The following is a 23,022-nucleotide window of genomic DNA, read 5'->3' on the forward strand; positions in this document are numbered from 1 at the left end:
AGATTTTTTGCTATACTGGTCGCATGAGCAAAAAATCCTCCGCTGACATGCGCCAGCACCTGATCGACATCGCCAAGGCCCTGATGGCCGGGAAGGGCTATACGGCCGTGGGCCTGGCGGAACTGGTGGCGGCGGCCGGCGTGCCGAAAGGTTCCTTTTACTATTATTTCAAGTCGAAGGAAGAGTTCGGCCACGCCTTGCTCGATGACTATTTCAGCAGCTACCTGCAGACGGTTGACGCCTTGCTGGCGGGGCCTGGCAATGCCCGTGAGCGCCTGCTGGCCTATTTTGACTACTGGAGAACGACGCAGGCCAGCAGCGCCCCGGAAGGAAAATGCCTGGTGGTCAAGTTGGGCGCCGAAGTGTGCGACTTGTCCGTGGACATGGGCACCGTGCTGCAGCACGGCACGGGCGCCATCCTGGAACGCCTGACGCAGTGCCTGGAAGCGGGGCATCTCGACGGTTCCGTGGCGGCGACGACGCCGGCGCGCGTGCTGGCCGAGTCCCTTTACCAATTGTGGCTGGGGGCTTCCCTGATGGTTAAGGTAAGCCGGAGCGGCGGGCCGTTCGACTCTGCCATGTCGACCACGCAACGGTTGCTGTCGTAGCCGTTTTTTTTAACCATAAACTAGACGACCGGTCAGTTATATCGGTCTCTCGCAGAATATGAAAGCAATACGATGACCGAGCAGCATGAAAGCGATTTGTTCTCTCCCGTTAATCTGGGCGGGCTGGCCCTGGCCAACCGCATCGTCATGGCGCCGCTCACGCGCAGCCGCATGGGCGACGATGGCGTGCCGCATGCCTTGCACGCCGAGTATTATTCCCAGCGCGCCAGCGCCGGCCTGATCATCAGCGAAGCGACGAATATTTCGCCCCAGGGGCGCGGCTACGCCATGACGCCCGGCATCTGGTCGGACGAACAGGTGGCTGGCTGGAAGCTGGTCACCGATGCCGTGCATGCGGCCGGCGGCAAGATCGTTTGCCAGCTGTGGCATGTGGGGCGGTTTTCGCATGCCAGCCTGCAGCCCGATGGCGCCGCGCCGGTCGCGCCTTCCGCCATCCGGGCCGAGGGCAGCACCTACACCGCCAGCGGCATGCAGCCCGTGTCCATGCCGCGCGCGCTGGAAACGCAGGAAATCGCCGGCATCGTCGCGCAGTACGTGCATGCGGCCGAATGCGCGCTGCGCGCCGGCTTCGATGGCATCGAGGTGCATTCGGCCAATAGCTACCTGCTCGACCAGTTCCTGCGCGATTCGACCAACCGGCGCACGGACGCTTATGGCGGCAGCATCGAAAACCGCGCGCGGCTGACCCTGGAAGTGACGCAAGCCGTGGTGAACGTCTGGGGCGCGCCGCGGGTCGGCATCCGCTTGTCTCCCGTCACGCCCGACGCGGGCAACACGCCCGTCGACAGCGACGTGATGGCCACCTATGGCTACCTGATCGAACAGTTGAACCGCCATGGACTGGCCTATTTGCACTTCGTCGAGGGCGCCACGGCCACCTCGCGCGATGTGCCGGCAGGCGTCGACCTCGATGCGCTGCGCGCGCTGTTCAACGGCCCGTACATCGGCAACAACCATTACGACTTGCCACTGGCGCAGGCGCGCCGCGCGCAAGGCAAGGTCGATGCGGTGGCCTTCGGCCGTCCCTTCATCGCCAACCCGGACCTGGTGGCGCGCCTGCGCCATGGCGTGGCGCTGGCCGAGGCGCCGCGCGAGGCGTATTACGGCGGTGGCGCCAGCGGCTACACCGACTGGCCCGCAAGCCCGTACTGATTTCTTTTTCACCCACCCAAGGAGCGCAACATGAACAACACCACTTATGTGCAGGATTACCAGGCGATCATCGCCGTGCTGAATCAATACAATGCGGGCGGGGCGCAGGCCGACAGCAGCATCATGCGCCCGGCTTTCAGCAGCCAGGCCACCATTTTCGGTGTCGATGGCGAAGATAAATTGACGGGCGGGCCCATCGAAGGCCTGTTCGAGATCATCGACAGCGCCTTCCGGCCATCGCCGCAGGCGCAGGCGGCCATCGTGCGCGTCGATATCGTGGGCACGGCCGCCAGTGCGCGCGTCGACACGGACGATATCTCGGGTTTCCGCTTTACCGACTTTTTCAATTTGCTCAAGGTGCAAGGCGAGTGGACCATCGTCAGCAAGATCTATCACACGCACGCGGGCGCCTGACGCACATGCGGATACTGGGGCGCCAGATGCTGTATCGTGTGGCGTCCAATGCCTGCGGGGAGAATGCATGAAATTGATACTGATAGGCGCCACGGGCCTGGTGGGGCGTGAAGTGCTGCGCCTGGCGCTGATGGATGCGCGCGTCAGCAAGGTGGTGGCGCCGGCGCGCAAGGCCTTGCCCGCGCATGCCAAACTGGAGGCGCCTCTCGTCGACTTCGATCACTTGCCGCCCGACGCACCCTGGTGGCAGGCGGACGCCGTCATCTGCACCCTGGGCACGACCATGAAGGTGGCCGGCACGCGGCAGGCGTTCCGGCGGGTCGACCACGATTATCCGCTGGCTGTGGCGCGCCTGGCGCTGGCGGCGGGCACGCGCACGTATGTGCTCAATTCCGCCGCCGGCGCCAACGCCGCGTCGCGCTTCTTCTACAACCGCGTCAAGGGCGAACTGGAACGCGACCTGGAAGCGCTGGATTTTGCCTCGCTCACGCACGTGCGCCCCGGCCTAATCGGCGGCGAGCGCGACGTGGCCCGGGCGGGCGAGGGCGCCGCATTGCGCCTCTTGAGCGTGCTGGGCCCCATGCTGCCGGCGCGCTGGCGCATCAATCCGGCGCCGCGCATCGCCCTAGCCTTGCTGGAGGCGGCCATCGCCGCTGCGCCGGGCGTGCATGTGGTGACGTCGGAAAACCTGCTGTGAAGGGTGGCGCCGTATAATTTCCCTTCCTGTTTTTTGAAAGGATAGCAATGCAGACAGTACGTCCATACCGGGCCGACGACCGCGAGGCCTGCCTGGCACTTTTCGACGGCAATACGCCGCGCTTTTTCGACCCCTCGGAGCGTACCGGCTTTGCCGCTTGGCTAGCTACATCGACGCACCCGTACCTGGTCATCGAACGCGACGGGGACGTCGTCGCCTGCGGCGGCCATGCGCTGGACGCGGGCGGCACCGTCGCCAGCCTGTGCTGGGGCATGGTGGCGCAGGATGTGCACGGCCAGGGGCTAGGGCGCGCGCTGACGCAGGCGCGCCTGGATGCCATCCGCGCCGTGCCGGGAGTCGCCAGCGTGAGCATGCATACCAGCCAGCATACGCAGGGCTTTTATGCGCGCTTCGGCTTCGTGCCAGTGAAGGTGACGCCGGACGGCTTCGGGCCCGGCATCGACCAGTGGGATATGGTCTTGTCCCTGAAAAGCAAGGAAGCTGAACGTGGCCATATCGCCGCCGTGCCGCTGGAAAAAGCCTACCGCCTGCTCAATCACGGCCCCTCCATCCTCGTCTCGGCCCGCCATGCCGGCGTCGACAACGTGATGGCGGCCGCCTGGGCCTGCGCCCTCGATTTTGCGCCGCCGAAATTGACCGTGGTGCTGGACAAGGCAACGCGCACGCGCGCGCTGGTCGAGGGCAGCGGCACGTTTGTCATCCAGGTGCCGACGGCGGCGCAATTGCAGCTGACGCACGCCGTGGGCACGCACAGCCTCGACGCGCAGCCCGATAAACTGGCGCGCGCCGGCGTGCAGCTGTTTCACATGGAAGGCTTTGATGTGCCGTTCGTGGCGGGATGCTCCGCCTGGCTGGCTTGCCGTTTGATCCCCGAGCCGCACAATCAGGCGGCCTACGACCTGTTCATCGGTGAAGTGGTGGGGGCCTGGGCCGACACGCGCGTGTTCCGCGACGGCCACTGGCATTTCGAGGAGGCCGATCCATGCTGGCGCAGCCTGCACTACATCGCTGGCGGGCGCTTTTATGCGATCGGCGAGGCGCTTGACGCGGATACCTAACTAATCGAGGGCAATGACCCGGTCGTGCGGGCCGGGCACGCAGCCGTCGGCGATGGCTTCCCAGCCCCGGTGCACCACCACCTGCTTGCCGTCGTGGCAGATTTCCACGCGTTCGCTGGCGGGCAGGCGCTGGCGCGCGAATGCTTCCAGGGTGGCGGGCAGGCTCACTGCCAGCTGCATCGTGCCGATGGCCTCGGGCGGATGGTCGTCCATGTGCACGAGGGGCACGAAGATCGAGCCGAGCATCAGCCAGCGCGCACCCACGTCGACGGGGGAGGGCGCATAGGGCGCGGCGCGCAGCCAGTCCTGGGCACGCGCGCGCAAGTCGCTGCCCGCGGCCAGCTCGCCCCAGGCGGCGGCCAGCAATTCCACTACCCACTGATTGCAATTCTGGTATTTCAGGCTGAACGCATAGGCGTTGGCGCTGTAGCGGCCCGCCAGCAATTGCTGCACCCGCACGGGGTCGAGCAGGGCGCGGCGCAGGGGCGGCACGGTTTCGGCCGGCAGTTTCACCAGCGAGATGTAGCCTAGAGCGGGGTTTTCCGTGCCCATGGCGAAACCGGCCGTGCCCTGGTCGAAGATGCGCGGGCGTCCTTCGTCGCAGGCGTAGTACAGCTGGCGCGCGGACCAGCCGTTGTCATTGTCGTGGCGCCAGGCCAGTGCGGCGTGCGAATAGCGGATGCCGAAGCGGGCCAGGTCCAGGCCGGAACGGCTGATCAGGGCCACGCTGCCTTCGCTGGTGGCCAGTTCCTCGCGCACCACGGCGGCAAAGCGCAACAGGCGATCCTGCTCGGTAGCCGTGAGTTCCTGCGCGCGGTCGCAAAAGCGTGAAGAGGCCAGCGAGGTGCCCGCATGGGCAGCGCCAGCCAGGGAGAGTGCGGCGCAGCCAGCCAGCAGCCGCGCCAGGTGCCGCAGGATCAAAGGCTGACGGGACGCGTGGCCATTTCGCCGTACCAGTCGTCGGCCAGCACGAGGAAGAAGGCGGCGCGCGTGTCGTTACGCGAAAATTCGATGCCGTAGGCGCGGTTTTGCGCATGCACTACGTCGCCCTGCGCCAGTTGCTGCTTGTCGAGCGCCGCCTGCGGCAAGTCCAGCACCAGCGGCGTTGCCGTGGCGTCGGCCTGCATGGTCAGGCGCGTCATGCCGTCGCGGCCCGGCACGGCGGCCACGTCGATGATGCGGTAAGGGCCATTGGCCACCTTGTTGTCGCGCGAGGAGCTGTTGCTCGAACCGTTGAGCGAATCGGAAATGCTGCCGCTCGACTGGGAGCCGGCGCTGGAGGCCGATGAAACGAAGCTGTCGGCGTTGGCGTTGCACGCCATGGTCAGAGCTGCGGCCAGGCCGAGCATGCGTAGGGAGATAGTCAAGGCAGTTTTCCAGTGCACATCAATGAAAGCGGGCCGGGTCCATCCCGGCCAGCGCCATCATAGCAGATCGGCCATCAGCTGAGCAGTACCTCGATCAGGGCTTTTGCTTCGGCCGACGGCTGCGTGCGCAGCGCCTGCAGCACGGGATCGTGCTCCAGATAGGCTTGCAGCGTCGCGCTGACGGTGACGCTAGCCTGCGGCAGCGGCGAGGCCACGGGCGCCAGCGCCTTGGCCAGCAGCAGGGTGTCGCGCAAGCCTTCGGGCGGCAGCATGATGGTCGAGCCGGGCAAGGCATTGACGGCATCGGCCACCGGCGCCGGCACGCCCAGCTGGCGCATCAGTGCGCGGCCGATTACTTCCAGGGTGGACGCCATCTGCGTTTCCAGCTGGGCGTACAGGCCCGGAGTCTTGTCGGCCTGGGCCAGCATATAAAAGCCGGCCACTTCATGCACGATGCCGGCGAACAGCGCCGTATCGGCATCCGTGTGCGTGACGGCGCCGGCCAGCGCATGCGACAGCGCCGCCACATGCACGGTGTGCGCCCACAGTTGGGTGGCGCGGTCGCGCAAGGCCTCGTCGCGGAGGCCCGCGTTCAACTGGCGGATGACGGCCGCCGTCGCCAGTGCATACAGGTTGCGGTGGCCCAGCCGTTCGACGGCAGCGCGCACGCTGGTGATGGCTGGGGCCTGGCCGGACGCGAACATTGCCGAATTGGCAAGCGCCACTGCGCGCGCCGACAAGGTGGGTTCGCACAGCAGCAAGCGGCTGATGTCGGCCGAGTGGCAATCGGGGTTGGCCAGTTCCTTTTGCAGGAGCAGGGCCGTATTGATACTGGTGGGAAAAGCCAGGGTTTCCGTTTCGGCGCTGGCCAGGAGTTGCGCCAGGGTGCTGAGCGTGTTGACGTGCATGGATAGGGAGCGTGAAGTAGCAATGCCCCATATTATCAGGCAATCCGGCCCGCATGGCGCCCGTCAGCTTTTCCTTTGATACAGCTCGTGCATCGGCCATGCATCGGCCTATTCATCAGCCCAGCTTATAGACCCTAGTGGGTTTGCGCCGCTAATCAGCGCAGGCCAGCACTGTTAAGCTTGTATTGCGGGACAGGCGAAGCCGGCTGCCCTGCGACAAGCCCATTGTGGGGACCGAACTTACCGGCAAGAAAGGAAACCAGACATGCATCGATACGCCGCGGCACTCTTGCCGCTTTGCCTGCCCGCCGGGGCCGCCTCTGCCTCATCTTCCGCCGAGGCAGGCGCCATTGCGGCACCAGCAGCCGTCATCGTCACGCGCGCCGCCTCCATGCCCACCATCACCGGCGACGCCGCCTGGTTCACGGGCACCGTCGAAGTCGACGCCATGTTCCAGCGGCCGTCTCCGGCCCGCGTGGGCGGCGGCATCGTCAGCTTTTCGCCCGGCGCCCGCACTGCCTGGCATACGCATCCGCTAGGCCAGACCCTGATCGTCACGCAAGGCCATGGCTGGGTGCAGCACTGGCAGGGGCCGCTGCAGGCGCTGGCGGTGGGCGACGTGGTTTGGATACCGCCCGGCGTCAAGCACTGGCATGGCGCCACGGCCACGTCCGCCATGCAGCATGTCGCCATTGCAGAGGCGCAAGATGGCACGGCCGTCAGCTGGCTGGAACATGTGACGCAGGATGTTTATCCCCGTTGAGGTGCCGTCAGCGCGCTTCGCCATGCTTCAGGATCTCCAGGAAAGCCGCCACCAGGCGGCTTTTTTCATCGGCCCGCGTGACGGCCACCACGGTGGTGCTGGTGGCGATATCGTCCACCGGCAGGAAGACCACGTCGGTGCGGTTGTTTTCCGCGATCGAGCGGGCCACCAAGGTGGCGCCCAGGCCGGCTGCCACCAGCGACAGGGCCGTGTAGATTTCCACGGCTGAATACGCCACGGCCGGTTCGGCGCCCGCCGCCTTCAGCGCGGCGACGATTTGCTGGCCAAACGGGCTGATCGGGTCTTTCGGATACAGGATGAAGGGGATGTCGGCCAGCTCGGCTGCGCGCAACGATGCGCGGGCCGCCAGCGGATGGTGCAGGGGCAGGGCGGCCACCAGCGGGTCGTCGAGCGTGACCGCGTGGCACAGGTCGGGTGGCGCCTCGCAGGGTCCGATGAAGCGCGACAGGCCGATATCGATGCGGCCCTGGCGCAACTGCGCCGGCTGGTATTCGGACAGCGCCTCGACCAGGTCCAGCTGCACCTGCGGATAGGCGGCGCGAAATTGCCGGATGGCGCGCGGCAGCACGGAGAACGTGGCCGAGCGCGTAAACGCGATGCCGAGCCAGCCATGGCTGCCCGTCGCCAGGCCCTTGGCCTCGTCGTCCAGGCGCGCCGCCTGCAGCAGCAGTTCCTTGGCGCGCGGATAGAAAAACCGGCCCAGCGGCGTCGGCTCCATGGGCCGGCGTGAACGGTCGAACAGCTCGCCGCCCAGGTGGGCTTCCAGCTGCCCCAGCTGCATGCTGATGGCTGTGGGCGCCACGTGCAGGCGCTCGGCCGCGTGCGCGGCGCTGCCCGCTTCCACCACTTCGCAAAAATACCGCAACTGTCTTAAGTTCATTTTTATTGATCCAAGAGTCAATAATCGATGTTTGATATTGAAAACACTTTATATGAAACTGGATTCCACGACAACAAGATCTGGAGACGTTTCATGGAAGACAGTTTATTCACGCAGGCGCGCGGCTTGAGCAGCGCGGAAGTCTCGGATGCGCTCGATTATTTCGGCTTGCCCGGCAGCGTCCCCGGCCTCGTTCCGGTGGCCGGACCGCGACGCCTGTTCGGCCCCGCCTTCACCGTGCGCTTCGCCCCCGTCGACAGCCAGTCTCCCGGCACGGTGGGCGATTACCTGGACGATATCCCGCCTGGCGCCATTGCCGTGCTCGACAACGCCGGCCGCAGCGACTGCACCGTCTGGGGCGGCATCATGAGCCAGCTGGCGGCGCACCGGGGCGTGGCCGGCACGGTCATCGACGGCGTGTGCCGCGACACGGCCGAAGCGGGCGCTGCCGGCTACTCCCTGTTTGCGCGGGGGCGCTTCATGCGCACCGGCAAGGACCGGGTGCAGGTGGACGCCGTCGGCGCGCCCGTCAGCCTGTCCGGCGTGCGCGTGGCGCCCGGCGACCTCGTCGTGGCCGACCAGGATGGCGTCGTCATTGTGCCGGCGGGCCGGGCGCACGAGGTGTTCGGGCGCGCGCTGGCCATGCAGGCGGTGGAACGGCGCATCGTCGCTGCCGCGCTGGACGGCATGTCCCTGGCCGCCGCGCGGCGCCAGTTCGGCTATCACACCCTGCAGCGCAAGCCCGCGCACGCCGCCTGACGTCTTCCTTTTTCCTCGCTAACTGAAAGTACACCATGGACCAGATTGTTTCCATTGCAACCCTGCACGCCCTGCGCCAGCTGGGCGCGGCCACCATCTATGAAGCGCAGGGCGCGAAAGGCGCGCTCGACAGCGGCATCAAGCCGATTGCGCCCGGTATGCGCCTGGCCGGCCCCGCCCTGACCGTCGACACCCGGCCGGCCGACAACCTGATGCTGCACTACGCCATGCTCAAGGCCCAACCCGGCGACGTGCTGGTGGTCGACGCCAAGGGTTTCCTGGAAGCGGGCGTGTGGGGCGACGTGTTCACCGAGCAGGCGCAGCGAATCGGCCTGGCCGGCCTGGTGATCCACGGCGCCGTGCGCGACGCGGCCGCCATGACCGAGGCGGGCTTTCCCGTCTTTAGCCGAGGCCTGTCGATCAAGGGCACGGGCAAGCACCAGCCGGGGCGCCTCAACGTGACCGTCACCATCGGCGACGTCGGCATCGATCCCGGCGACATCATCGTCGGCGACCAGGACGGCGTGGTGGTGGTGCGGCGCCAAGAGGTGGACGCGGTGCTGCTGAAAAGCCGCCAGCGCGAAGAGAAGGAAGCGCGCTTCCGCCAGCAGATCAGAGACGGCGCCACGACCGTCGAATTGCTGGGCCTGGAAGAGACGCTGCGCAGGCTGCAGCTGGGCTGATACACGCATACCACTATAAAAACCAGGAGACACCCTCATGCATACCACCACCATCGCCGCGCCCGAAGTGGCCACTTTGGTTCCGGCCGCCCGCCGTCCCACGCGTTACCGCTGGGTCGTCGCGGCCCTGTTTTTCATCGTCTACACGATTGCCGCTGCCGACCGCGCCAACCTGGGCGTGGTCCTGCCCTTTTTGCGCAAGGAATTTGAAATGAGCAATACCGACGCGGGCGGTCTCGTCAGCCTGTTCCTCGTCGCCTATGCGCTGGCGCAACTGCCTTCCGCCTGGCTGCTGTCGAAGTTCGGCGTGCGCAGGGTGTTTACCATTTCCATGATTCTCACCTCGATTGCCACCGGTCTGACGGGGCTGGCGGGCTCCTTGCTGTCGCTGAAACTGTGCCGCCTCGGCCTGGGCCTGGCCGAAGGGCCGCTGCCGATAGGCGTGACGACCACCATCAATCACTGGTTTCCCTCGCGCGAGAAGGGCACGGCCTCTGGCCTGTTCTTGTCCGCCGTCAAGTTCGGCCCCGTCATCACGCCGATCTTGGGCGCGGCCATCATCGCCGCCTGGGGCTGGCGCGAAGTGTTCATCTGGTTTTCCGTGCCGGGCGTGATCCTGGCCATCTTCTGGTATTTCCTGGTGACCAACAAACCGTTGGAGAGCCGCTTCGTCAATGCGGAAGAACTGGCCCTCATCGAAGAAAAAGCACCTGACGGCAGCAGCACGAGCACGGCGGCCACGTCGCGGCCCATGCCCTGGCTCGACAAGCTGATCCGCGTGCGCACGGTGCCCACCGTCAGCACCAGCCGTGGCGTGTTTGCTTCGTGGAATATCCTCGGCTGCGCGCTCGGTTATTGCTGCCAGCTGGGCATTTCCAGCGTGCTGCTGGCCTGGATCCCCACGTACTTGCTGACCGTCAAACAGTTTTCCATCATGAACATGGGCATGGTGGCGGCCGCGCCGTGGGTGGGCGCCGTTTTCGGCAATATCTTGGGCGGGGTGCTGGCCGACCGCGTGCTCGACAAGCGCCGCAAACCGGGCATGCTGATTTCGGCCCTGTCGACGGCCGTCATGATGTATTTGCTGATCCATGCGCCGGCCGACCCGCTGCAGTACGGCGCGCTGCTGTTCCTGACGGGCGTGCTGCTGAGCATTGGTTTCTCCGCCTACATGGTGTATCCCATGCAGTTCGTGTCCAAGGAAAAATTTCCTGTCGCCAATGCCGTCGTCAACATGGGCGGCCAGCTGGGTGGCGCGGCCACGCCGTGGATCGTCGGCATGCTGCTCGACCACTACGGCTGGGATTATGTGTTCGGCTTCATGGCGGTCATTTCCTGCCTGACCTTCCTGGTGGTGCTGACGATCGCCGAGCCACTGACGCTGCGGCCGTCAAGGCAGCAGTAAGGAATGCTGGCTGGCCGTGTGAAAATCGCGCCAGACGCGGTTGATGGTGCTGTCTTCACGGGCCGCGTACAGGCCGCAGTAGGGATACAAGCCGTCAACGGCTGCGCGGCACACGGCTACCAGGGCCAGCGAACTGGCTTGCACGGCTTGCATGGCGTCGTCGTCCAGCGCCACGCCGCCTGCCACCTGCGCCCAGCTGTCGTCCAGTACGGCGTAAAAACGGGTGCGGGCGGCAGTGTACGCCTCTTTCTTGCCTTGCAGCATGGCGGCTACTTCCGGCACGTCCAGCAGGGGCACGCCGGCGCGCGCATGCCGGCGGTGGCGCATGCATTCCTCGGCCAGCTGCATGAAATGGCTGGCCATGCCGGCCACGTTGGCGGCCAGGGTCACATAGGCCAGTGAATAGAATGGGTAGCGGTACAGGGGGCCATCGGCCGTCGCGGCTGCGGGACTGAGGGTAAAACCGTGTTCTTGGCTGAGCCACTGGCCCTCGATGTGGTAGCTGTGCGAGGCGCTGGCGCGCATGCCGATGCTGTTCCATGACGGCACCAAATGCACCTGCGCGGCGGGCACGAGGAAGGCGCGGATGCGTGGCTTGCCTTCTGCATCGAGCAGGGGCTGACCATCGCGCTGCAGCCGGGCGTTCAGGGTAAAGTGGGTGGCCATGGGCGCGCCGCTGGCGTAATCCCAGCTGCCCGTGATGCGGTAGCCGTCGCCTTCTTCCTCCGCGTAACCGGTGGCCGCGCCGCTGCCGCCCAGGCAGACGCGGGGCGTACCGATGATGGCACGCGCCATGCCGGGCGCCAGAAAGCCCGCGAACCAGCCCGCGCCCGCGCACAGGGTCAGCACCCAGCCCATGCTGCCGTCGATGGCGGCCACGGCTTCTTCCAGGCGCACCACTTGCGGCAAGGGCAGCTCGGCGCCGCCCGCGCTGCGGGGCGCCAGCAGCGTCAGCCAGCCGCGCCGGTGCAGCAAGGCTTGCTGGGCCGGATGCAAAGAGCGGGCGGCGTCGGCCGCCGGCGCATGGCGGGCGATGCGACGGGCGTCGCGTGCGGAAAGGGGAGCGATGAGGGGGGCAATGGCAAGGTGCGGCATGGGCAGTATCCGGCAATGGCGAAGGCGGGCATTTTCGCACAGCGCAGCGTGCCTCCCCTGTCAGGCGAAAAAGATGGATGTGTCCGACGCCGGGACAGCGCGGCAACAGGGCAGCGGCAATTGCACCGTGTCGCTGGCGCACTGTGCGGCGCTGCCCTTTGCGTCATTTACTTTCCGATTTGTTTGCTGACCACATTTTCCTGCTGGTTCAGGGCGCGCTGGTCTGCCTTGGTGATATGGCCGTTATCGAGCTTGGCCATACTGCGCTCTTCGCGGCGGATGCTGCGGTCTTCGCGGTGCAGGGCGGCCGCCTGCCCTTTGGTGATTTCGCCTTCCTTGACTTCCTTGTGAATGCGCGCGTTTTGATGCGCCAGGCGGTTGTTCACCTGTTCGCGGCGCGGGTGGTCTTTCTGCCAGGTCGTTTCTGCGGCAAAGCTGCTGGCGGTAACCGAGGCAAAAGTCATCAGGATGATGGCGGACAAAGTGGCTGTTTTCATTGCAGTCTCCAGGTGGATGGTCAGGGATGTGACACTGCTTGAACGCGCCGCCGGGGCCGCTGGTGCACAGGATATTTGTCTCAAGTGTAAGCAAATGTGGCCGGACAGGCGGTTTTGCCGCATCATGGGGACGGCATGTGCCATTCACCGGGACCGTCACCATGAGCGCAATGGCTGCGACGCAAACGAAGCGCTGGCAAGATGTCAGCGCCGGCCTGTCTATCGCCGGCCTGCTGCTGCCGGAAGCGGTGGCGTATGCCAGCATCGGCAACCTGGCGCCCCAGGCAGGCATCCTGGCCCTGTTCGCGGGCTTGCTGTGCTATGGCGTGCTGGGCACGAGCCGCTTTGCCATCGTTTCGGCCACGTCGTCGTCGGCCGCCGTGCTGGCTGCGGCCATGGCGTCCATGCCTGGCGGCACGGCGGGGCACCGGCTCATGCTGATGGCGGGACTGGTGATGTTGACGGGGGGATTTTTCCTGCTGGCCTGGGTGGCCAGGCTGGGCAGCGTCACGCAATTCATCGCCAAGCCCGTGTTGCGGGGCTTTTCCTTCGGCCTGGCCATCGTGATCATCGTGAAACAGTTGCCCGGCGTGCTAGGCGTGCAGCCGCCGCAAGGCGACCTGCTGCATCTCGTGCCCGGCTTGCTGGAGCGGGCAGGGCAGTGGAACGGGCGCGGCGCGGGCCTGTGCGCGGCGGCGCTGCTGTTGCTGTTCCTGCTGCGGCGCAGGCAGCGCTGGCCCGCCGGCCTGATCGTCATCGCGCTGGGGATCGCCGCCGGACAGTGGCTGGACTTGTCGCGCCACGGCGTGGCCCTGGTGGGCGCCATCGATGTCAGCCTGGCCATGCCTGTCTTGCCGCGCCTGACGCAGGAAGAATGGACGCGCCTGGCCGAGCTGGCGTTTGCGCTGGCGCTGATCCTGTATGCCGAATCGTATGGCGCCATCCGCAGTTTTGCCTTGAAGCATGGCGACCCCGTAGCGCCCGAGCGCGACTTGCTGGCGCTGGGTGCGGCGAACGTGCTGGCGGGTTTGCTGCAAGCCATGCCGGTGGGCGCCGGCTATTCGGCCACGTCGGCCAACGAGGCGGCGGGCGCCACCTCGCGCCTGGCGGGGCTGGTGGCCGCCGCCGTGGTGGGCGTCATCGTGCTGACCCTGCTGCCGCTGGTGGCGCTCACGCCCGTGCCCGTGCTGGCCGCCGTGGTCATCCACGCTGTCAGCCATACCCTCAATCCTGTGGCGCTGCAGCCGTATTTTGCCTGGCGCCGCGACCGCCTGCTGGTGCTGGCGGCGATTGCCGGCGTGCTGCTGTTCGGCGTGCTCGACGGCTTGCTGGTGGCCATCGCCATCAGCCTGCTGCTGATGCTGCGCCGTTTGTCGCGGCCGGGCATGTCCGTGCTGGGGCGGCTGGGCGACAGCCACGACTACGTCAAGCTGGCGCTGCATCGCGATGCCCGGGCGCAGCCGGAGCTGTTGATACTGCGCCTCGATGAACCCTTGTTCTTTGTCAATGCCGAGCGCAGCCTGCACCTGGCGCGCGCCATGCTGGAAGAGCGGGCCGGTCCGCTGCGCAAGGTGATCCTCAGTCTGGAAGAGTCGCCCGACCTCGATGGCAGCAGCGTCGAAGCCTTGCGCGACTTTGCCGCGTTCGTGCGTCAGCAGGGGCTGGCCCTGGCGCTGGCGCGGCTGAAGGAGCCGGCATACAGCGTGCTGCAGCTGGCGCTGCGCGACATGCTGGCCATCCAGGCCGGGCCGGCGCTGCTGCTCAGTGAATTGAGCGTGGCCGAGGCCGTGCGCCTGCTGGGCGGCGCCATGCCTGAAAAGTAGCGGCGACTATGCTACGCTGGCGGCCAGGCGATACATTTCGGGAGATGGCATGACAAGGGCGAAACCGCAACTGGTCAAGGGAAGGCTGAACAAGCTGCTGCCCACGCAAATCACGGTCGGCATGGCCGAGGTGGCGCTCAAGCGCGCGCATTGGGCCAGCCTGGGCAGGAAGGCAAGGGCGGCGGCGCTGGCCGGTCACTGGTTTCCTAGCATCATCGGCCCGGAAGGACGCCACTACATCGTCGACCATCACCATTTCGGCCTGGCGCTGCACCAGGAGGGCGTGAAAACCGTCAGCCTGATGATACTCAAGGATTTGTCCTGGCTGGAGCCGCTGCACTTCTGGCATGTGATGGACCACCACCAGTGGGTGCACCCGTACGACAGCGAAGGCTTGCGCCGCGATTTTTCCGCCATCCCCCGGCACCTGAGCGGCTTGCACGACGATCCCTACCGCAGCCTGGCCGGCGAATTGCGTGGCGCAGGCGGCTATGCCAAGGATGTGACGCCGTTCAGCGAATTCCTGTGGGCCGATTTCCTGCGCAGCCGCATCGCACCCGCCGGCCTGCAAAAGAATTTCCCCAAGGCACTGGCGCAAGCGATGAAACTGGCGCGCAGCCAGCAGGCGCGTTATCTGCCCGGCTGGAGCGGCGTCGTGCCGCCCGCCTGAAGCGCGTCTGCCCTTACAGCAGGAAGGCGCTGCCGGCCGCCAGTATGCCGGCCGCCGCCGCGCCCACGGAACCCCACAGCAGCCAGCGGCGCCGCGTCAGCACGGTGATGGCGGCCAGTGCCACGGCGATCTGGATGAAGGTCAGGGCCATGGCCAGGCGTTCGTGCGGGCGCAGCTTGGCTTCCGATTCCTCGCCCAGTTTTCTCGATTGCTCTTCCAGCTGGCGCGCGCCCGCTTGCACGACCAGTTTTTCCTTTTCCTGGCGGGCTTGTTCCGCCAGGTAGCGGGTGCGCACCTCGGGCACGCTGGCCAGCGCGGCCGTCGCTTCGGCGATATGGCCTTTCGTCGACTTCGCCTGGTACAAGGCCCACTGGTCGCTTGCTTGCGCCTGCTTGAGGATGCTCTCGTTCTTCAGGAACATGGCCTCGTTCTGCGCATTGCCGCTCTGGTAGCTGATCAGGGCGCCGATGGTGGCGAGAATGGCCGTCATCAGGGCGATTTTTTGCGTCAGGCCATCGCGTTCCTTCTCCGTTGCCTCTTCCACGGCGTGTTCATGGGGGCTGGGGACTTCGTATTCTTCTTCCATGACGGATCTTTCTCGGGGGCAGGTGGGAGGGGGCGAACTGGCATTGACATGATGACACTACTACACCTGCCATGCAAGCCGGCGGGCGCCGCGACATGGTGAATGATCGCGGACTCGGCCGCCGGTTACGCGGCCATAACCATGGTGCCGGACGGCGCGTCCGTGCTGACGGTGGAATACAAGATGAATTTGCTGACGCCCGCCGATGGCGAAAAACTGATCGCGCGCGGCAAGGTGGTGCGCCCGGGCCGCACCCTGATCGTCACGCAGGCCGAAGTGTTCGCCGTCAAGGATGGCCGGGAAACCCTGTGCGCGCGGATGCAGCAAACCATCATGGTGATGCACGGCAAGTCGGAAAAAACCTGAGCCGTGCACCGGGCCACGGCGCTCAAGCCGCCTTGGCCAGTCCTTCCGCTTCCCAAGCAGCCTTGACGCTGTCGCGCTGGGCAATTCTGCCCAGGAACGCTTGCACATTGGCCAGCGCGGACAAGTCCACGCCCACGCGCGGCGCCCAGCCCGTGATGACGAACAGATAGGCATCGGCCACGGTGAAGGTGTCGCCCGTCAGGTAGGCCCGGCCTTCCAGGCGGCTGTCCACCCACTTGAATTTTTTGCCCAGTTGCTCAATGAATAATGCCTTGGTGGCGGCGTCGTAGCGGGGATCGAACAGGGGACTGAACGATTTGTGCAGCTCGGACGTGATGTAATTCTGCCATTCCAGCACCTTGTAGCGGGCAGCGTTGCCCACGGGCGGCAGCAGATCCTGCCTGCCGGCCAGTTCGGCGATGTATTGGGCGATGACGGGGCCTTCGCTCAAGGTCGTTCCATCATCGAGCGCCAGCAGCGGCACCTGGCCTATCGGATTGAGTTCGTAGTAATTGCCGCCTTCCTGCGTCTGGTGCTGGCCCAGGTCGACCTTCACCAGGGTGAACGGCGTGCCCGTTTCGCGCAGGATGATGTGCGGTGCCTGCGAGCAGGCACCCGGCGAGTAAAAGAGTTTCATGGCGATCCTTGAACAGGTGGGAAAGCAGCCACTATAGTCCTGCGGGAGCCACGGGTAAACGCGTGTTCGCGTGGTAATCATTTCCGCCCGGTGCAGGATAGCGCTGGCTCAAACCCCGGGATAGCGCAAGGTGTCGAGCAGCAAGGTGAACGCGGGCGAGGGGTGGCGCCGGCTCGGGTAGTACAGCTTGTAGCCCGCATACGTGGGGCACCAGTCGTCCAGCACGCGGATCAAACGGCCATCGGCCAGGTAGGGCAGCACCACATCTTCGGCCATGCAGGCCAGGCCCAGGCCATCGAGCGCCGAATGCAAGCGCATGGCCATGTTGTTGTAGATCATCTGTCCTTCCACCCGTACTTTCAGTTCCTGCCCGTCCTTGGCAAACTCCCAGGCATACAGGCCGCCCAGCGTGGGCAGGCGCATGTTGATGCAGTTGTGCGCCATCAAGTCCTGCGGCGTGGCGGGTGGCGCCTGGCGGCTGAAATACGCGGGCGCGGCGACGACGGCCATGCGGAAATCGGGGCCGATGGGCATGGCGATCATGTCCTTGGCCACTTGCTCGCCCAGGCGCACGCCCGCGTCGCAGCGCGCGGCCACGATATCGGTCATGCCGTTGTCGACGACGACTTCGATGTTAATGTCCGGAAAGTTCGGCAGCAAGCGGGCGATGGCCGGCTGTAACACCGTCAGCGCCGCATGCTCGCCCGCGCTGATGCGGATGTTGCCGGCGGGCTTGTCGCGCCGCTCGCTGAGCAGGGCCAGTTCCGCCTCGATCTCGTCGAAGCGGGGCGCCACCGTGCGCAGCAGCTGTTCGCCCGCTTCCGTGGGCGAGACGCTGCGCGTGGTGCGCACCAGCAGGCGCAAATCGAGCCGTTCTTCCAGCGCGCGCACGGTCTGGCTCAGCGCCGACTGCGACACGCCCAGCTTGGCCGCCGCCCGGGTGAAACTGCCTGCGCGGGCCACGGCCACGAAGGCGAGAATGTCGTTGAAGTTGGTTTGTGCCATGTATGACCTTACATTCATTAGTTTTACTAATAAGTTCGGGCTAACTTTAACATCTGTTCGTGACATCCTATCGTGCTCCAACACGCGAAATAGTGAGACATAATGACTAATTGATAAAATTTGTCATAAAAGAGAGCTTGGCATGCCAGAGATAATTCGATTGGGCGATCCCACTAGCCACGGCGGCAAAGTGCTTGAAGATTCGGTAACGGATATTTGCCATGGCAAACCGATTGCATATATGGGGCACAAAGTCATGTGTCCCCGGTGTAAAGGCATTTATCCGATTATCGAGGGAGTCCAGACGACGACGTTTTATGGCAGGGGAGTGGCAGTTGCAGGCATGAAGACCGCGTGCGGTGCGACGCTTATTGCGACTCAGTTTACAGATACGGTCGACTGGAGCAGCGGCGCATCTGGCGCATCGAACGCAGCAGAAAATGCGGTTTCAACCATGGCAGCGGGTATTCTCGTCAATCAAGCTGTGAGTGGGCTGAAGGAGCTATATGATGAGCAAGCTGTGTTCGCCGAACGCCTGGCCCACGGCGTGCCTTATCTGATCGTATTGCCGGACGGCCAGCGTCTTTCAGGCCAGGTCGATGTCGATGGCAAAATGCAGCGGGTAGTCACGGATGGAATTACCGAATACGAAGTTTTTTGGGGTGATGAGGCACTTGCCCGTATCGAAGGGGGACCTGCGTGACAACAGCCATCAAGCAGCAAGCCAGCGTAAAGACGAACATAGTCAAGGATTCAGTTTGCAAGCTCAATGCATCAATCATTAAATTCAGTGACCTCTGGTCCGCCTACGAAAAAGGAAGCCCTTGCAAGGCCAAGAATGCCAAGGGAGAGATTTTGTTTGCGAATCAGTGCGCCATTCGGGTAAGCCACGCGTTAAAAAAAGCCGGGGTCACATTCAAGTCCTATCCTTCCAAGCGCAAGTGCTGGATTCATCCGGCTGAAGATCACTGCCTGGCGGCCGCGGAACTTGCCAATTGGCTTGAAAAACAGCCTTTTCTCGGCTGTGGCAAAGTTGAGGACATTACCGGCAAGGACTGGCGGGGCAAGGTTATTGACCGGACGGGTATTATTTGCTTTGAGGACTATTACACACCGTCCGGCGGCTCGGGCGGAGATCACATTGACCTTTGGAACGGGAGCCGCATGACTGATCTGACTTCGGGCTTGCGCACGCGCTTTGGCATTATCATTCCGACCATTTGGTCGGATCTCCGCAAAGCCGGGAAGATTCGTTTTTTCCCAATCGTATGATGAAAACCTTTCTTTATTCTATCCTTGCTTTTGTCATTGCAAGCATCATTGCCTGGGGCGGTTTATTCATATGGAGCGCCATGTTGCTCAAGCTAAAACCAGGGGACAGCTATTGGGACCGCACTCCGTATGCAGCCGATATTTTTTTTGCATGCTGGCTATGCTTTGCCTTCGGGGCAGCGATCGTGGCAGCCTTGCTGAGCCGACGACATGATCAAAGGCTGGCCGGCGCGCAAGGGCGCGAACGGCGGTGAGTGGCCTGCACCAAGTGCTAGCTTGTACTTATTAGTCCTGCTAATAAATTCATGCTGATTTTGGTAGCTATTCATGGTAATGCAGACGCTTTACAGTGGTGACATGAAAAATGTCCCCGATCCCGCTAGCCCCGCCGCGCCGCACAAGGCGGCCATCCTCGCCATCATCCTTGTCAGCTATGTGATGATCGTGCTCGACACGTCCATCGTCCTGACGGGCTTGCCGAAAATTCACCAGGAACTGGGTTTTACGGATACCAGCCTGGCGTGGGTGCAAAGCGCCTACACCCTGACGTTTGGCGGCTTGCTGCTGCTGGCTGCGCGTGCCGGCGATGCGTATGGCCGGCGCCGCCTGCTGCAGCTGGGCCTGGTGCTGTTTACCTTGGCCTCGCTGGCCATCGGCCTGGCGCAATCGCCGGCCATGCTGCTCGCCGCGCGCGCCATCCAGGGCGTGGGCGCGGCCATCCTGGCGCCGTCCACCCTGGCCTTGCTGCAAACCACGTTTGCGGAGGGGCGCGAGCGCACGCGGGCCATCGCCCTGTACAGCGCCGTGGCCGGCATTGCCGCCAGCGTGGGCCTGGTGCTGGGCGGCGTGCTGGCCGAATGGCTGTCGTGGCGCGTGGGTTTCTTCATCAACCTGCCCATCGGCGCCGCCATGCTGGTGGCGGCGCGCCGCTACCTCGTCGAGAGTGAAACCACTCGTGGCCGCTTCGACGTGGCCGGCGCCGCCAGTTCCACCCTAGGCATGACGGCTTTCGTGTATGGCCTGATCCGTTCGGCCGGCGCCGGCTGGGGCGACGCGCTGACGCAAGGCGCGCTGGCGGCGGGCGTGCTGTTGCTGGCTGCTTTTATCCTGATCGAACGTCGCGCCGCGCAAGCCATCCTGCCGCTGCGCCTGTTTGCCGATGCGCAACGCAATGCCGCGTACGGGGCCAGGGTGCTGTTCATGGGTGCCATGATCGGCTTTTTCTTTTTCACCACGCAATTCCTGCAAGTGGTGCTGCGCTATCCGCCATCCTTGACGGGCCTGGCTTTCCTGCCCATGACCCTGGTGAACTTTGGCGTGGCCTTGTGCGTGCCGCGCCTGACGCGCCGCTTCGGCAATGCGCGCCTGCTTGCCATGGGGCTGGGATTGACCCTGCTGGGCATGGCATGGCTGAGCCGCGTCGACGCGGGCACGGTCTACTGGCTGGGCGTGGCCTTGCCCATGGTGCTGATCGGCGCGGGGCAGGGCATGGCCTTGAGTCCGCTGACGGCGGCCGGCGTGGCCAGCGTGCCGGCGCAGGATGCGGGCGCCGCCTCGGGTGTCGTCAACGTGGCGCACCAGCTGGGCAGTTCGCTGGGCCTGGCGGCGCTGGTGGCCGTGGCCGGCGTGGGCGCGGGCCAGCTGGCGGGCGTGCCGCTGCTGGCGCACCGCGTGACGATGGCTTTGGGCAGCGCTGCCGCCATGCTGGCGCTGGCCTTGCTGCTGGTGCTGTCATGCCGCCGCAGCGGCTGACCACTCGCGCAGCAATTGCCCGAACGCGTCGGCCGCAGCCGTGCTGCTGGCGGCGCGCCAGAGCAGCTGGAACTGGGCGGCGGGCAGGGCGGGTAAGCCATGCTGGCCATCGATGACCACCATGCCCGCTTCCAGGTCGCCTTGCGGCAGCGCGGTGATCGCCAGCCCGGCCAGCACGGCCGCGCGCAAGCCCTGCTGGCTGGGCGAGGTGAACGCCACGCGCCAGTCGAGGCCGGCGCCGTCGAGGGCAGTGACGCCCACTTGCCGATGCATGCAGGGCGCCGGTGAAAACGCCAGCGGCAGCGGCAGCGCGCCGTCATGCCGGAAGTCGTGCTGCGCCGCCCAGACGAAGCGCGTGCGGCGCAGCACGGCCGCGTCATCTTGCCCATCGGCCAGGGCCATGACGACGGCCAGGTCCAGCGCATCGGCGGCGACCAGTTTCTGCAAGTCCAGATAGGTGCCCACCGTGACATCCAGGCGCACGGCGGGAAACAGGTGCGCAAACTGCGCCAGCAGGGCAGGTAGGCGCGCGCCCATGAAATTTTCCGGCACGCCAAAGCGCACGGCGCCCGCAATCGAGGAGCGCTGGAAGCGCCGCGACAGCGCATCCTGCGCGGCCAGAATCTGCCGCGCGTGGCGCAGAAAGTCTTCACCATCTTCCGTCAGGTGCAGGCTGCGCGTCGTGCGCACCAGCAGCGCGGCGCCCGCTTGCTCTTCCAGGCGGCGGATCTGGTGGCTGATGGCGGACTGGCTCAGGTGCAACCGTTCGGCGGCGCGCGTAAAGCCGCCCGTGTCCTGTACAGCGACAAAGGCGCGCAGCAGGGCGGTATCGAAGTCCATCGTGTCGAGCTCCCATGATTCATGATGAAAATGAATGAATTGTACAAAATTTTATCATTTCCCTCATGAGTCTAAGCTTTCTAGAATGCTCACTCGCAGTGCGCCAGCACTATGCGCCCTTCGCCCCTCCCTGACTACCGACATCAAGGCTTCGATGCACCTGACTAATTCGCAACAAAATGTACTGACCCTGGCCGCCGTGTGCCTGGCTTCGCTCATGTTCGGCCTGGAAATTTCCAGCGTGCCCGTCATCCTGCCCACCCTGGAAACCGTGCTGCACGGCGACTTCAAGGACTTGCAATGGATCATGAACGCCTACACCCTGGCCTGCACCACCGTGCTGATGGCCACGGGTACCCTGGCCGACCGTTATGGCCGCAAGCGCTTGCTGCTCGCCAGCCTGGCGTTGTTCGGCCTCAGTTCCCTCGCATGCGGCTGGGCCGGCAGCACGGGCGTGCTGATCGCCGCGCGCGCACTGCAGGGCATGGCCGGCGGCGCCATGCTGATTTGCCAGGTGGCCGTGCTGTCGCAGCAGTTTCCAACTGGCGCCGCGCGGGGCCGGGCGTTTGGCGCCTGGGGCATCGTGTTTGGCCTGGGCCTGGGCTTCGGCCCCATCATCGGCGCGGCCATCGTCGCGCTGTCGAACTGGCAATGGGTATTCCTCGTGCACGGGCCGCTGGCGCTGGCGGCCCTGCTGCTGGTGGCGCTGGGCGTGAGCGAGTCGCGCGACCCGCAGCGGCGCAAGCTGGACGTGGCGGGCATCGCCACCCTGTCGCTGGCCGTGTTCAGCCTGGCCTGGTGCCTCACGCAAGGGCCGGCGCTGGGTTTCACGGACCCGCGCACGCTGGCCAGCCTGACCGTGGCGCTGCTCAGCCTGATGCTGTTTGTCATGATCGAGCGGCGCCAGGCCGAGCCGATGATTGACTTTGCCGTGTTTCGCATCCGCCGTTTTTCCGGCGCGCTGCTCGGTTCGGCGGGCATGAACTGCAGTTTCTGGCCGCTCATGATTTATCTGCCCCTGTACGTGCAATATGGTCTCGGTTACAGCAGCCTGGGCACGGGCTTGACCTTGCTGGCCTACACCTTGCCCACCTTGCTCGTGCCGCCCCTGGCAGAGCGGCTGGCGCTGCGCTACCGGGCCGATGCGGTGATTCCTGCCGGCTTGCTGGCCATCGGCACGGGTTTCCTGCTGATGCTGTGGGGTAGCCATGCCGAAACTGCCAGCTGGCTGACGATCTTGCCCGGCTGCCTGCTGGCCGGCACGGGGCTGGGGCTGACGAACACGCCCGTCACCAACACGACGACGGGCGCCGTGCCCGGCGAACGGGCTGGCATGGCTTCCAGCATCGACATCAGCGCGCGCATGGTCAGCCTGTCCATCAATATTGCGCTGATGGGCTTTATCCTCGTCGAAGCCATCCAGTCCGCCTTGCGGCCCCATCTGCCAAGTGGACTGGATGCTGGCACCTTGCGCGCCTTGGCGGAGGATTTGTCCGCAGGCAAGGGCGTCGGCACGCTGCCGTCCGGCGTGGCGAAGCTTGCGCTGACACAAGGTTTTGGCGCCGTGATGCTGTACGGCGGCGTGGCCGCCTGCCTGTTCGCCGTGGCCAGCTGGCTGGTATTCGGCGCCGGGCGGACGCGGCAGCCGGCCGAACTGCCGGTGCGCTGAAATCCGGGGGCCGGGGAGGCTATAATCTGGGCACGTTGACAAGTGTTGCTCAA

The 23,022-nt window shown here is 65.2% G+C and carries 27 protein-coding genes and 1 pseudogene; 18 read left to right on the top strand and 10 right to left on the bottom strand.

Going from position 1 to position 23,022, the window contains the following annotated elements:
- Positions 1-23: 23 nt before the first annotated feature.
- The 6 genes and pseudogenes from ACQ4W0_RS17425 (at position 24) to ACQ4W0_RS17450 (ending at position 3,971) form a co-directional block, all read left to right on the top strand.
- The gene (locus ACQ4W0_RS17425; protein WP_436577872.1) at positions 24-608 is read left to right on the top strand and encodes a TetR/AcrR family transcriptional regulator; all 585 of its coding nucleotides are present in this window, start codon (positions 24-26) and stop codon (positions 606-608) included.
- 72 nt (positions 609-680) lie between these two features.
- Positions 681-1,781 carry an alkene reductase gene (locus ACQ4W0_RS17430; RefSeq protein ID WP_436577873.1) on the top strand — a complete coding sequence of 367 codons (1,101 nt, stop codon included), beginning with the start codon at positions 681-683 and terminating at the stop codon, positions 1,779-1,781.
- 30 nt (positions 1,782-1,811) lie between these two features.
- Complete coding sequence (locus ACQ4W0_RS17435) at positions 1,812-2,195, top strand: nuclear transport factor 2 family protein (RefSeq protein WP_436577874.1); 384 nt, start codon at positions 1,812-1,814, stop codon at positions 2,193-2,195.
- Between the two features lie 67 nt (positions 2,196-2,262).
- Positions 2,263-2,892: a Rossmann-fold NAD(P)-binding domain-containing protein gene (locus tag ACQ4W0_RS17440; protein ID WP_436577875.1), complete on the top strand. Its 630-nt coding sequence runs from the start codon at positions 2,263-2,265 to the stop codon at positions 2,890-2,892.
- A 47-nt stretch (positions 2,893-2,939) separates the two neighbouring features.
- Positions 2,940-3,365: pseudogene (locus ACQ4W0_RS17445) on the top strand (GNAT family N-acetyltransferase); the annotation flags it as partial.
- Positions 3,366-3,971 (top strand): flavin reductase family protein, encoded by a 606-nt coding sequence (locus tag ACQ4W0_RS17450; RefSeq protein ID WP_436578050.1) that lies wholly within the window; start codon positions 3,366-3,368, stop codon positions 3,969-3,971.
- Here the strand turns inward: ACQ4W0_RS17450 and ACQ4W0_RS17455 are convergent, their stop codons facing one another.
- The 3 genes from ACQ4W0_RS17455 to ACQ4W0_RS17465 all read right to left on the bottom strand — a co-directional run bounded on the left by ACQ4W0_RS17455 (position 3,972) and on the right by ACQ4W0_RS17465 (position 6,246).
- Positions 3,972-4,892 (bottom strand): DUF2145 domain-containing protein, encoded by a 921-nt coding sequence (locus tag ACQ4W0_RS17455; RefSeq protein ID WP_436577876.1) that lies wholly within the window; start codon positions 4,890-4,892, stop codon positions 3,972-3,974.
- Complete coding sequence (locus tag ACQ4W0_RS17460; RefSeq protein WP_034788152.1) at positions 4,889-5,320, bottom strand: hypothetical protein; 432 nt, start codon at positions 5,318-5,320, stop codon at positions 4,889-4,891. The genes ACQ4W0_RS17455 and ACQ4W0_RS17460 overlap by 4 nt, the downstream gene beginning before the upstream one ends.
- 92 nt (positions 5,321-5,412) lie before the next feature.
- Entirely contained in the window at positions 5,413-6,246 is an 834-nt protein-coding gene (locus ACQ4W0_RS17465) for an HDOD domain-containing protein (RefSeq protein ID WP_436577877.1), read from the bottom strand.
- Between the two features lie 265 nt (positions 6,247-6,511).
- Here ACQ4W0_RS17465 and ACQ4W0_RS17470 point away from each other — a divergent pair, with 265 nt between their 5' ends.
- Positions 6,512-7,009, top strand: a complete 498-nt coding sequence (locus ACQ4W0_RS17470; RefSeq protein ID WP_436577878.1) for a (R)-mandelonitrile lyase — start codon at positions 6,512-6,514, stop codon at positions 7,007-7,009.
- 7 nt (positions 7,010-7,016) lie between these two features.
- On the opposite strand, the gene ACQ4W0_RS17475 is transcribed toward ACQ4W0_RS17470, so the two are convergent.
- Positions 7,017-7,910, bottom strand: coding sequence for a LysR family transcriptional regulator (locus ACQ4W0_RS17475; RefSeq protein ID WP_436577879.1), 894 nt, complete (start codon positions 7,908-7,910; stop codon positions 7,017-7,019).
- A 93-nt stretch (positions 7,911-8,003) separates the two neighbouring features.
- Between ACQ4W0_RS17475 and ACQ4W0_RS17480 the strand changes: the two genes are divergently transcribed.
- The 3 genes from ACQ4W0_RS17480 to ACQ4W0_RS17490 are packed head-to-tail and all read left to right on the top strand — an operon-like array spanning position 8,004 to position 10,757.
- Positions 8,004-8,669, top strand: coding sequence for an RraA family protein (locus ACQ4W0_RS17480; protein ID WP_436577880.1), 666 nt, complete (start codon positions 8,004-8,006; stop codon positions 8,667-8,669).
- 35 nt (positions 8,670-8,704) lie between these two features.
- On the top strand, positions 8,705-9,352 hold the full coding sequence (locus ACQ4W0_RS17485) for a 4-carboxy-4-hydroxy-2-oxoadipate aldolase/oxaloacetate decarboxylase (RefSeq protein ID WP_436577881.1): 648 nt from the start codon (positions 8,705-8,707) through the stop codon (positions 9,350-9,352).
- A 37-nt stretch (positions 9,353-9,389) separates the two neighbouring features.
- Positions 9,390-10,757 (top strand): MFS transporter, encoded by a 1,368-nt coding sequence (locus tag ACQ4W0_RS17490; RefSeq protein ID WP_436577882.1) that lies wholly within the window; start codon positions 9,390-9,392, stop codon positions 10,755-10,757.
- On the opposite strand, the gene ACQ4W0_RS17495 is transcribed toward ACQ4W0_RS17490, so the two are convergent.
- Together ACQ4W0_RS17495 and ACQ4W0_RS17500 are read right to left on the bottom strand one after the other, a co-directional pair.
- Positions 10,743-11,852 carry an acyl-CoA dehydrogenase family protein gene (locus tag ACQ4W0_RS17495; RefSeq protein WP_436577883.1) on the bottom strand — a complete coding sequence of 370 codons (1,110 nt, stop codon included), beginning with the start codon at positions 11,850-11,852 and terminating at the stop codon, positions 10,743-10,745. The two genes, ACQ4W0_RS17490 and ACQ4W0_RS17495, sit on opposite strands and share 15 nt — an antisense overlap.
- Before the next feature lie 167 nt (positions 11,853-12,019).
- Positions 12,020-12,316, bottom strand: coding sequence for a hypothetical protein (locus ACQ4W0_RS17500; protein ID WP_436578051.1), 297 nt, complete (start codon positions 12,314-12,316; stop codon positions 12,020-12,022).
- A 194-nt stretch (positions 12,317-12,510) separates the two neighbouring features.
- On the opposite strand from ACQ4W0_RS17500, the gene ACQ4W0_RS17505 reads away from it, so the two are divergent.
- A complete protein-coding gene (locus ACQ4W0_RS17505) occupies positions 12,511-14,172 on the top strand; it encodes a SulP family inorganic anion transporter (protein ID WP_436577884.1) in 1,662 nt (553 codons plus the stop codon).
- Between the two features lie 49 nt (positions 14,173-14,221).
- On the top strand, positions 14,222-14,842 hold the full coding sequence (locus tag ACQ4W0_RS17510) for a ParB-like protein (RefSeq protein ID WP_436577885.1): 621 nt from the start codon (positions 14,222-14,224) through the stop codon (positions 14,840-14,842).
- 13 nt (positions 14,843-14,855) lie between these two features.
- Here the strand turns inward: ACQ4W0_RS17510 and ACQ4W0_RS17515 are convergent, their stop codons facing one another.
- Positions 14,856-15,428, bottom strand: coding sequence for a DUF4337 domain-containing protein (locus ACQ4W0_RS17515; RefSeq protein ID WP_436577886.1), 573 nt, complete (start codon positions 15,426-15,428; stop codon positions 14,856-14,858).
- Between the two features lie 102 nt (positions 15,429-15,530).
- Between ACQ4W0_RS17515 and ACQ4W0_RS17520 the strand changes: the two genes are divergently transcribed.
- A complete protein-coding gene (locus tag ACQ4W0_RS17520; protein ID WP_436577887.1) occupies positions 15,531-15,794 on the top strand; it encodes a PaaI family thioesterase in 264 nt (87 codons plus the stop codon).
- 22 nt (positions 15,795-15,816) lie between these two features.
- Here ACQ4W0_RS17520 and gstA read toward each other — a convergent pair whose 3' ends face one another.
- Both gstA and ACQ4W0_RS17530 read right to left on the bottom strand, forming a co-directional pair.
- Positions 15,817-16,431: a glutathione transferase GstA gene (gene gstA / locus ACQ4W0_RS17525; protein WP_436577888.1), complete on the bottom strand. Its 615-nt coding sequence runs from the start codon at positions 16,429-16,431 to the stop codon at positions 15,817-15,819.
- A 108-nt stretch (positions 16,432-16,539) separates the two neighbouring features.
- Entirely contained in the window at positions 16,540-17,436 is an 897-nt protein-coding gene (locus ACQ4W0_RS17530; protein WP_436577889.1) for a LysR family transcriptional regulator, read from the bottom strand.
- A gap of 142 nt (positions 17,437-17,578) precedes the next feature.
- On the opposite strand from ACQ4W0_RS17530, the gene ACQ4W0_RS17535 reads away from it, so the two are divergent.
- From ACQ4W0_RS17535 to ACQ4W0_RS17550, 4 genes are all read left to right on the top strand, one after another.
- Positions 17,579-18,139, top strand: coding sequence for a PAAR domain-containing protein (locus tag ACQ4W0_RS17535; RefSeq protein WP_436577890.1), 561 nt, complete (start codon positions 17,579-17,581; stop codon positions 18,137-18,139).
- Positions 18,136-18,708: a type VI secretion system amidase effector protein Tae4 gene (locus tag ACQ4W0_RS17540; RefSeq protein ID WP_436577891.1), complete on the top strand. Its 573-nt coding sequence runs from the start codon at positions 18,136-18,138 to the stop codon at positions 18,706-18,708. Before ACQ4W0_RS17535 ends, ACQ4W0_RS17540 begins: the two co-directional genes overlap by 4 nt.
- Entirely contained in the window at positions 18,705-18,962 is a 258-nt protein-coding gene (locus ACQ4W0_RS17545) for a hypothetical protein (RefSeq protein WP_436577892.1), read from the top strand. The genes ACQ4W0_RS17540 and ACQ4W0_RS17545 overlap by 4 nt, the downstream gene beginning before the upstream one ends.
- 103 nt (positions 18,963-19,065) lie before the next feature.
- Positions 19,066-20,460, top strand: coding sequence for an MFS transporter (locus ACQ4W0_RS17550; protein ID WP_436577893.1), 1,395 nt, complete (start codon positions 19,066-19,068; stop codon positions 20,458-20,460).
- On the opposite strand, the gene ACQ4W0_RS17555 is transcribed toward ACQ4W0_RS17550, so the two are convergent.
- The gene (locus ACQ4W0_RS17555; protein WP_436577894.1) at positions 20,440-21,300 is read right to left on the bottom strand and encodes a LysR substrate-binding domain-containing protein; all 861 of its coding nucleotides are present in this window, start codon (positions 21,298-21,300) and stop codon (positions 20,440-20,442) included. The genes ACQ4W0_RS17550 and ACQ4W0_RS17555 overlap by 21 nt on opposite strands.
- 154 nt (positions 21,301-21,454) lie before the next feature.
- On the opposite strand from ACQ4W0_RS17555, the gene ACQ4W0_RS17560 reads away from it, so the two are divergent.
- Positions 21,455-22,969, top strand: a complete 1,515-nt coding sequence (locus ACQ4W0_RS17560; protein WP_436577895.1) for an MFS transporter — start codon at positions 21,455-21,457, stop codon at positions 22,967-22,969.
- Positions 22,970-23,022 lie beyond the last annotated feature (53 nt).

It is taken from the genome of Janthinobacterium breve, from assembly GCF_051380895.1.
In the GTDB taxonomy this organism is placed as follows: Bacteria; Pseudomonadota; Gammaproteobacteria; order Burkholderiales; family Burkholderiaceae_D; genus Janthinobacterium.

Bases quoted from the DNA above. Each gene is read 5' to 3' on its own strand.
- ACQ4W0_RS17500 (WP_436578051.1), bottom strand. From the start codon at position 12,316: ATGACTTTTGCCTCGGTTACCGCCAGCAGCTTTGCCGCAGAAACGACC.
- ACQ4W0_RS17510 (WP_436577885.1), top strand. From the start codon at position 14,222: ATGACAAGGGCGAAACCGCAACTGGTCAAGGGAAGGCTGAACAAGCTG.
- ACQ4W0_RS17505 (WP_436577884.1), top strand. From the start codon at position 12,511: ATGAGCGCAATGGCTGCGACGCAAACGAAGCGCTGGCAAGATGTCAGC.
- ACQ4W0_RS17545 (WP_436577892.1), top strand. From the start codon at position 18,705: ATGATGAAAACCTTTCTTTATTCTATCCTTGCTTTTGTCATTGCAAGC.
- ACQ4W0_RS17555 (WP_436577894.1), bottom strand. From the start codon at position 21,300: ATGGACTTCGATACCGCCCTGCTGCGCGCCTTTGTCGCTGTACAGGAC.
- ACQ4W0_RS17470 (WP_436577878.1), top strand. From the start codon at position 6,512: ATGCATCGATACGCCGCGGCACTCTTGCCGCTTTGCCTGCCCGCCGGG.
- gstA (WP_436577888.1), bottom strand. From the start codon at position 16,431: ATGAAACTCTTTTACTCGCCGGGTGCCTGCTCGCAGGCACCGCACATC.
- ACQ4W0_RS17550 (WP_436577893.1), top strand. From the start codon at position 19,066: ATGAAAAATGTCCCCGATCCCGCTAGCCCCGCCGCGCCGCACAAGGCG.
- ACQ4W0_RS17520 (WP_436577887.1), top strand. From the start codon at position 15,531: ATGATCGCGGACTCGGCCGCCGGTTACGCGGCCATAACCATGGTGCCG.
- ACQ4W0_RS17535 (WP_436577890.1), top strand. From the start codon at position 17,579: ATGCCAGAGATAATTCGATTGGGCGATCCCACTAGCCACGGCGGCAAA.
- ACQ4W0_RS17465 (WP_436577877.1), bottom strand. From the start codon at position 6,246: ATGCACGTCAACACGCTCAGCACCCTGGCGCAACTCCTGGCCAGCGCC.
- ACQ4W0_RS17530 (WP_436577889.1), bottom strand. From the start codon at position 17,436: ATGGCACAAACCAACTTCAACGACATTCTCGCCTTCGTGGCCGTGGCC.
- ACQ4W0_RS17480 (WP_436577880.1), top strand. From the start codon at position 8,004: ATGGAAGACAGTTTATTCACGCAGGCGCGCGGCTTGAGCAGCGCGGAA.
- ACQ4W0_RS17430 (WP_436577873.1), top strand. From the start codon at position 681: ATGACCGAGCAGCATGAAAGCGATTTGTTCTCTCCCGTTAATCTGGGC.
- ACQ4W0_RS17435 (WP_436577874.1), top strand. From the start codon at position 1,812: ATGAACAACACCACTTATGTGCAGGATTACCAGGCGATCATCGCCGTG.
- ACQ4W0_RS17485 (WP_436577881.1), top strand. From the start codon at position 8,705: ATGGACCAGATTGTTTCCATTGCAACCCTGCACGCCCTGCGCCAGCTG.
- ACQ4W0_RS17515 (WP_436577886.1), bottom strand. From the start codon at position 15,428: ATGGAAGAAGAATACGAAGTCCCCAGCCCCCATGAACACGCCGTGGAA.
- ACQ4W0_RS17560 (WP_436577895.1), top strand. From the start codon at position 21,455: ATGCACCTGACTAATTCGCAACAAAATGTACTGACCCTGGCCGCCGTG.
- ACQ4W0_RS17495 (WP_436577883.1), bottom strand. From the start codon at position 11,852: ATGCCGCACCTTGCCATTGCCCCCCTCATCGCTCCCCTTTCCGCACGC.
- ACQ4W0_RS17490 (WP_436577882.1), top strand. From the start codon at position 9,390: ATGCATACCACCACCATCGCCGCGCCCGAAGTGGCCACTTTGGTTCCG.
- ACQ4W0_RS17440 (WP_436577875.1), top strand. From the start codon at position 2,263: ATGAAATTGATACTGATAGGCGCCACGGGCCTGGTGGGGCGTGAAGTG.
- ACQ4W0_RS17450 (WP_436578050.1), top strand. From the start codon at position 3,366: ATGGTCTTGTCCCTGAAAAGCAAGGAAGCTGAACGTGGCCATATCGCC.
- ACQ4W0_RS17475 (WP_436577879.1), bottom strand. From the start codon at position 7,910: ATGAACTTAAGACAGTTGCGGTATTTTTGCGAAGTGGTGGAAGCGGGC.
- ACQ4W0_RS17460 (WP_034788152.1), bottom strand. From the start codon at position 5,320: ATGCTCGGCCTGGCCGCAGCTCTGACCATGGCGTGCAACGCCAACGCC.
- ACQ4W0_RS17425 (WP_436577872.1), top strand. From the start codon at position 24: ATGAGCAAAAAATCCTCCGCTGACATGCGCCAGCACCTGATCGACATC.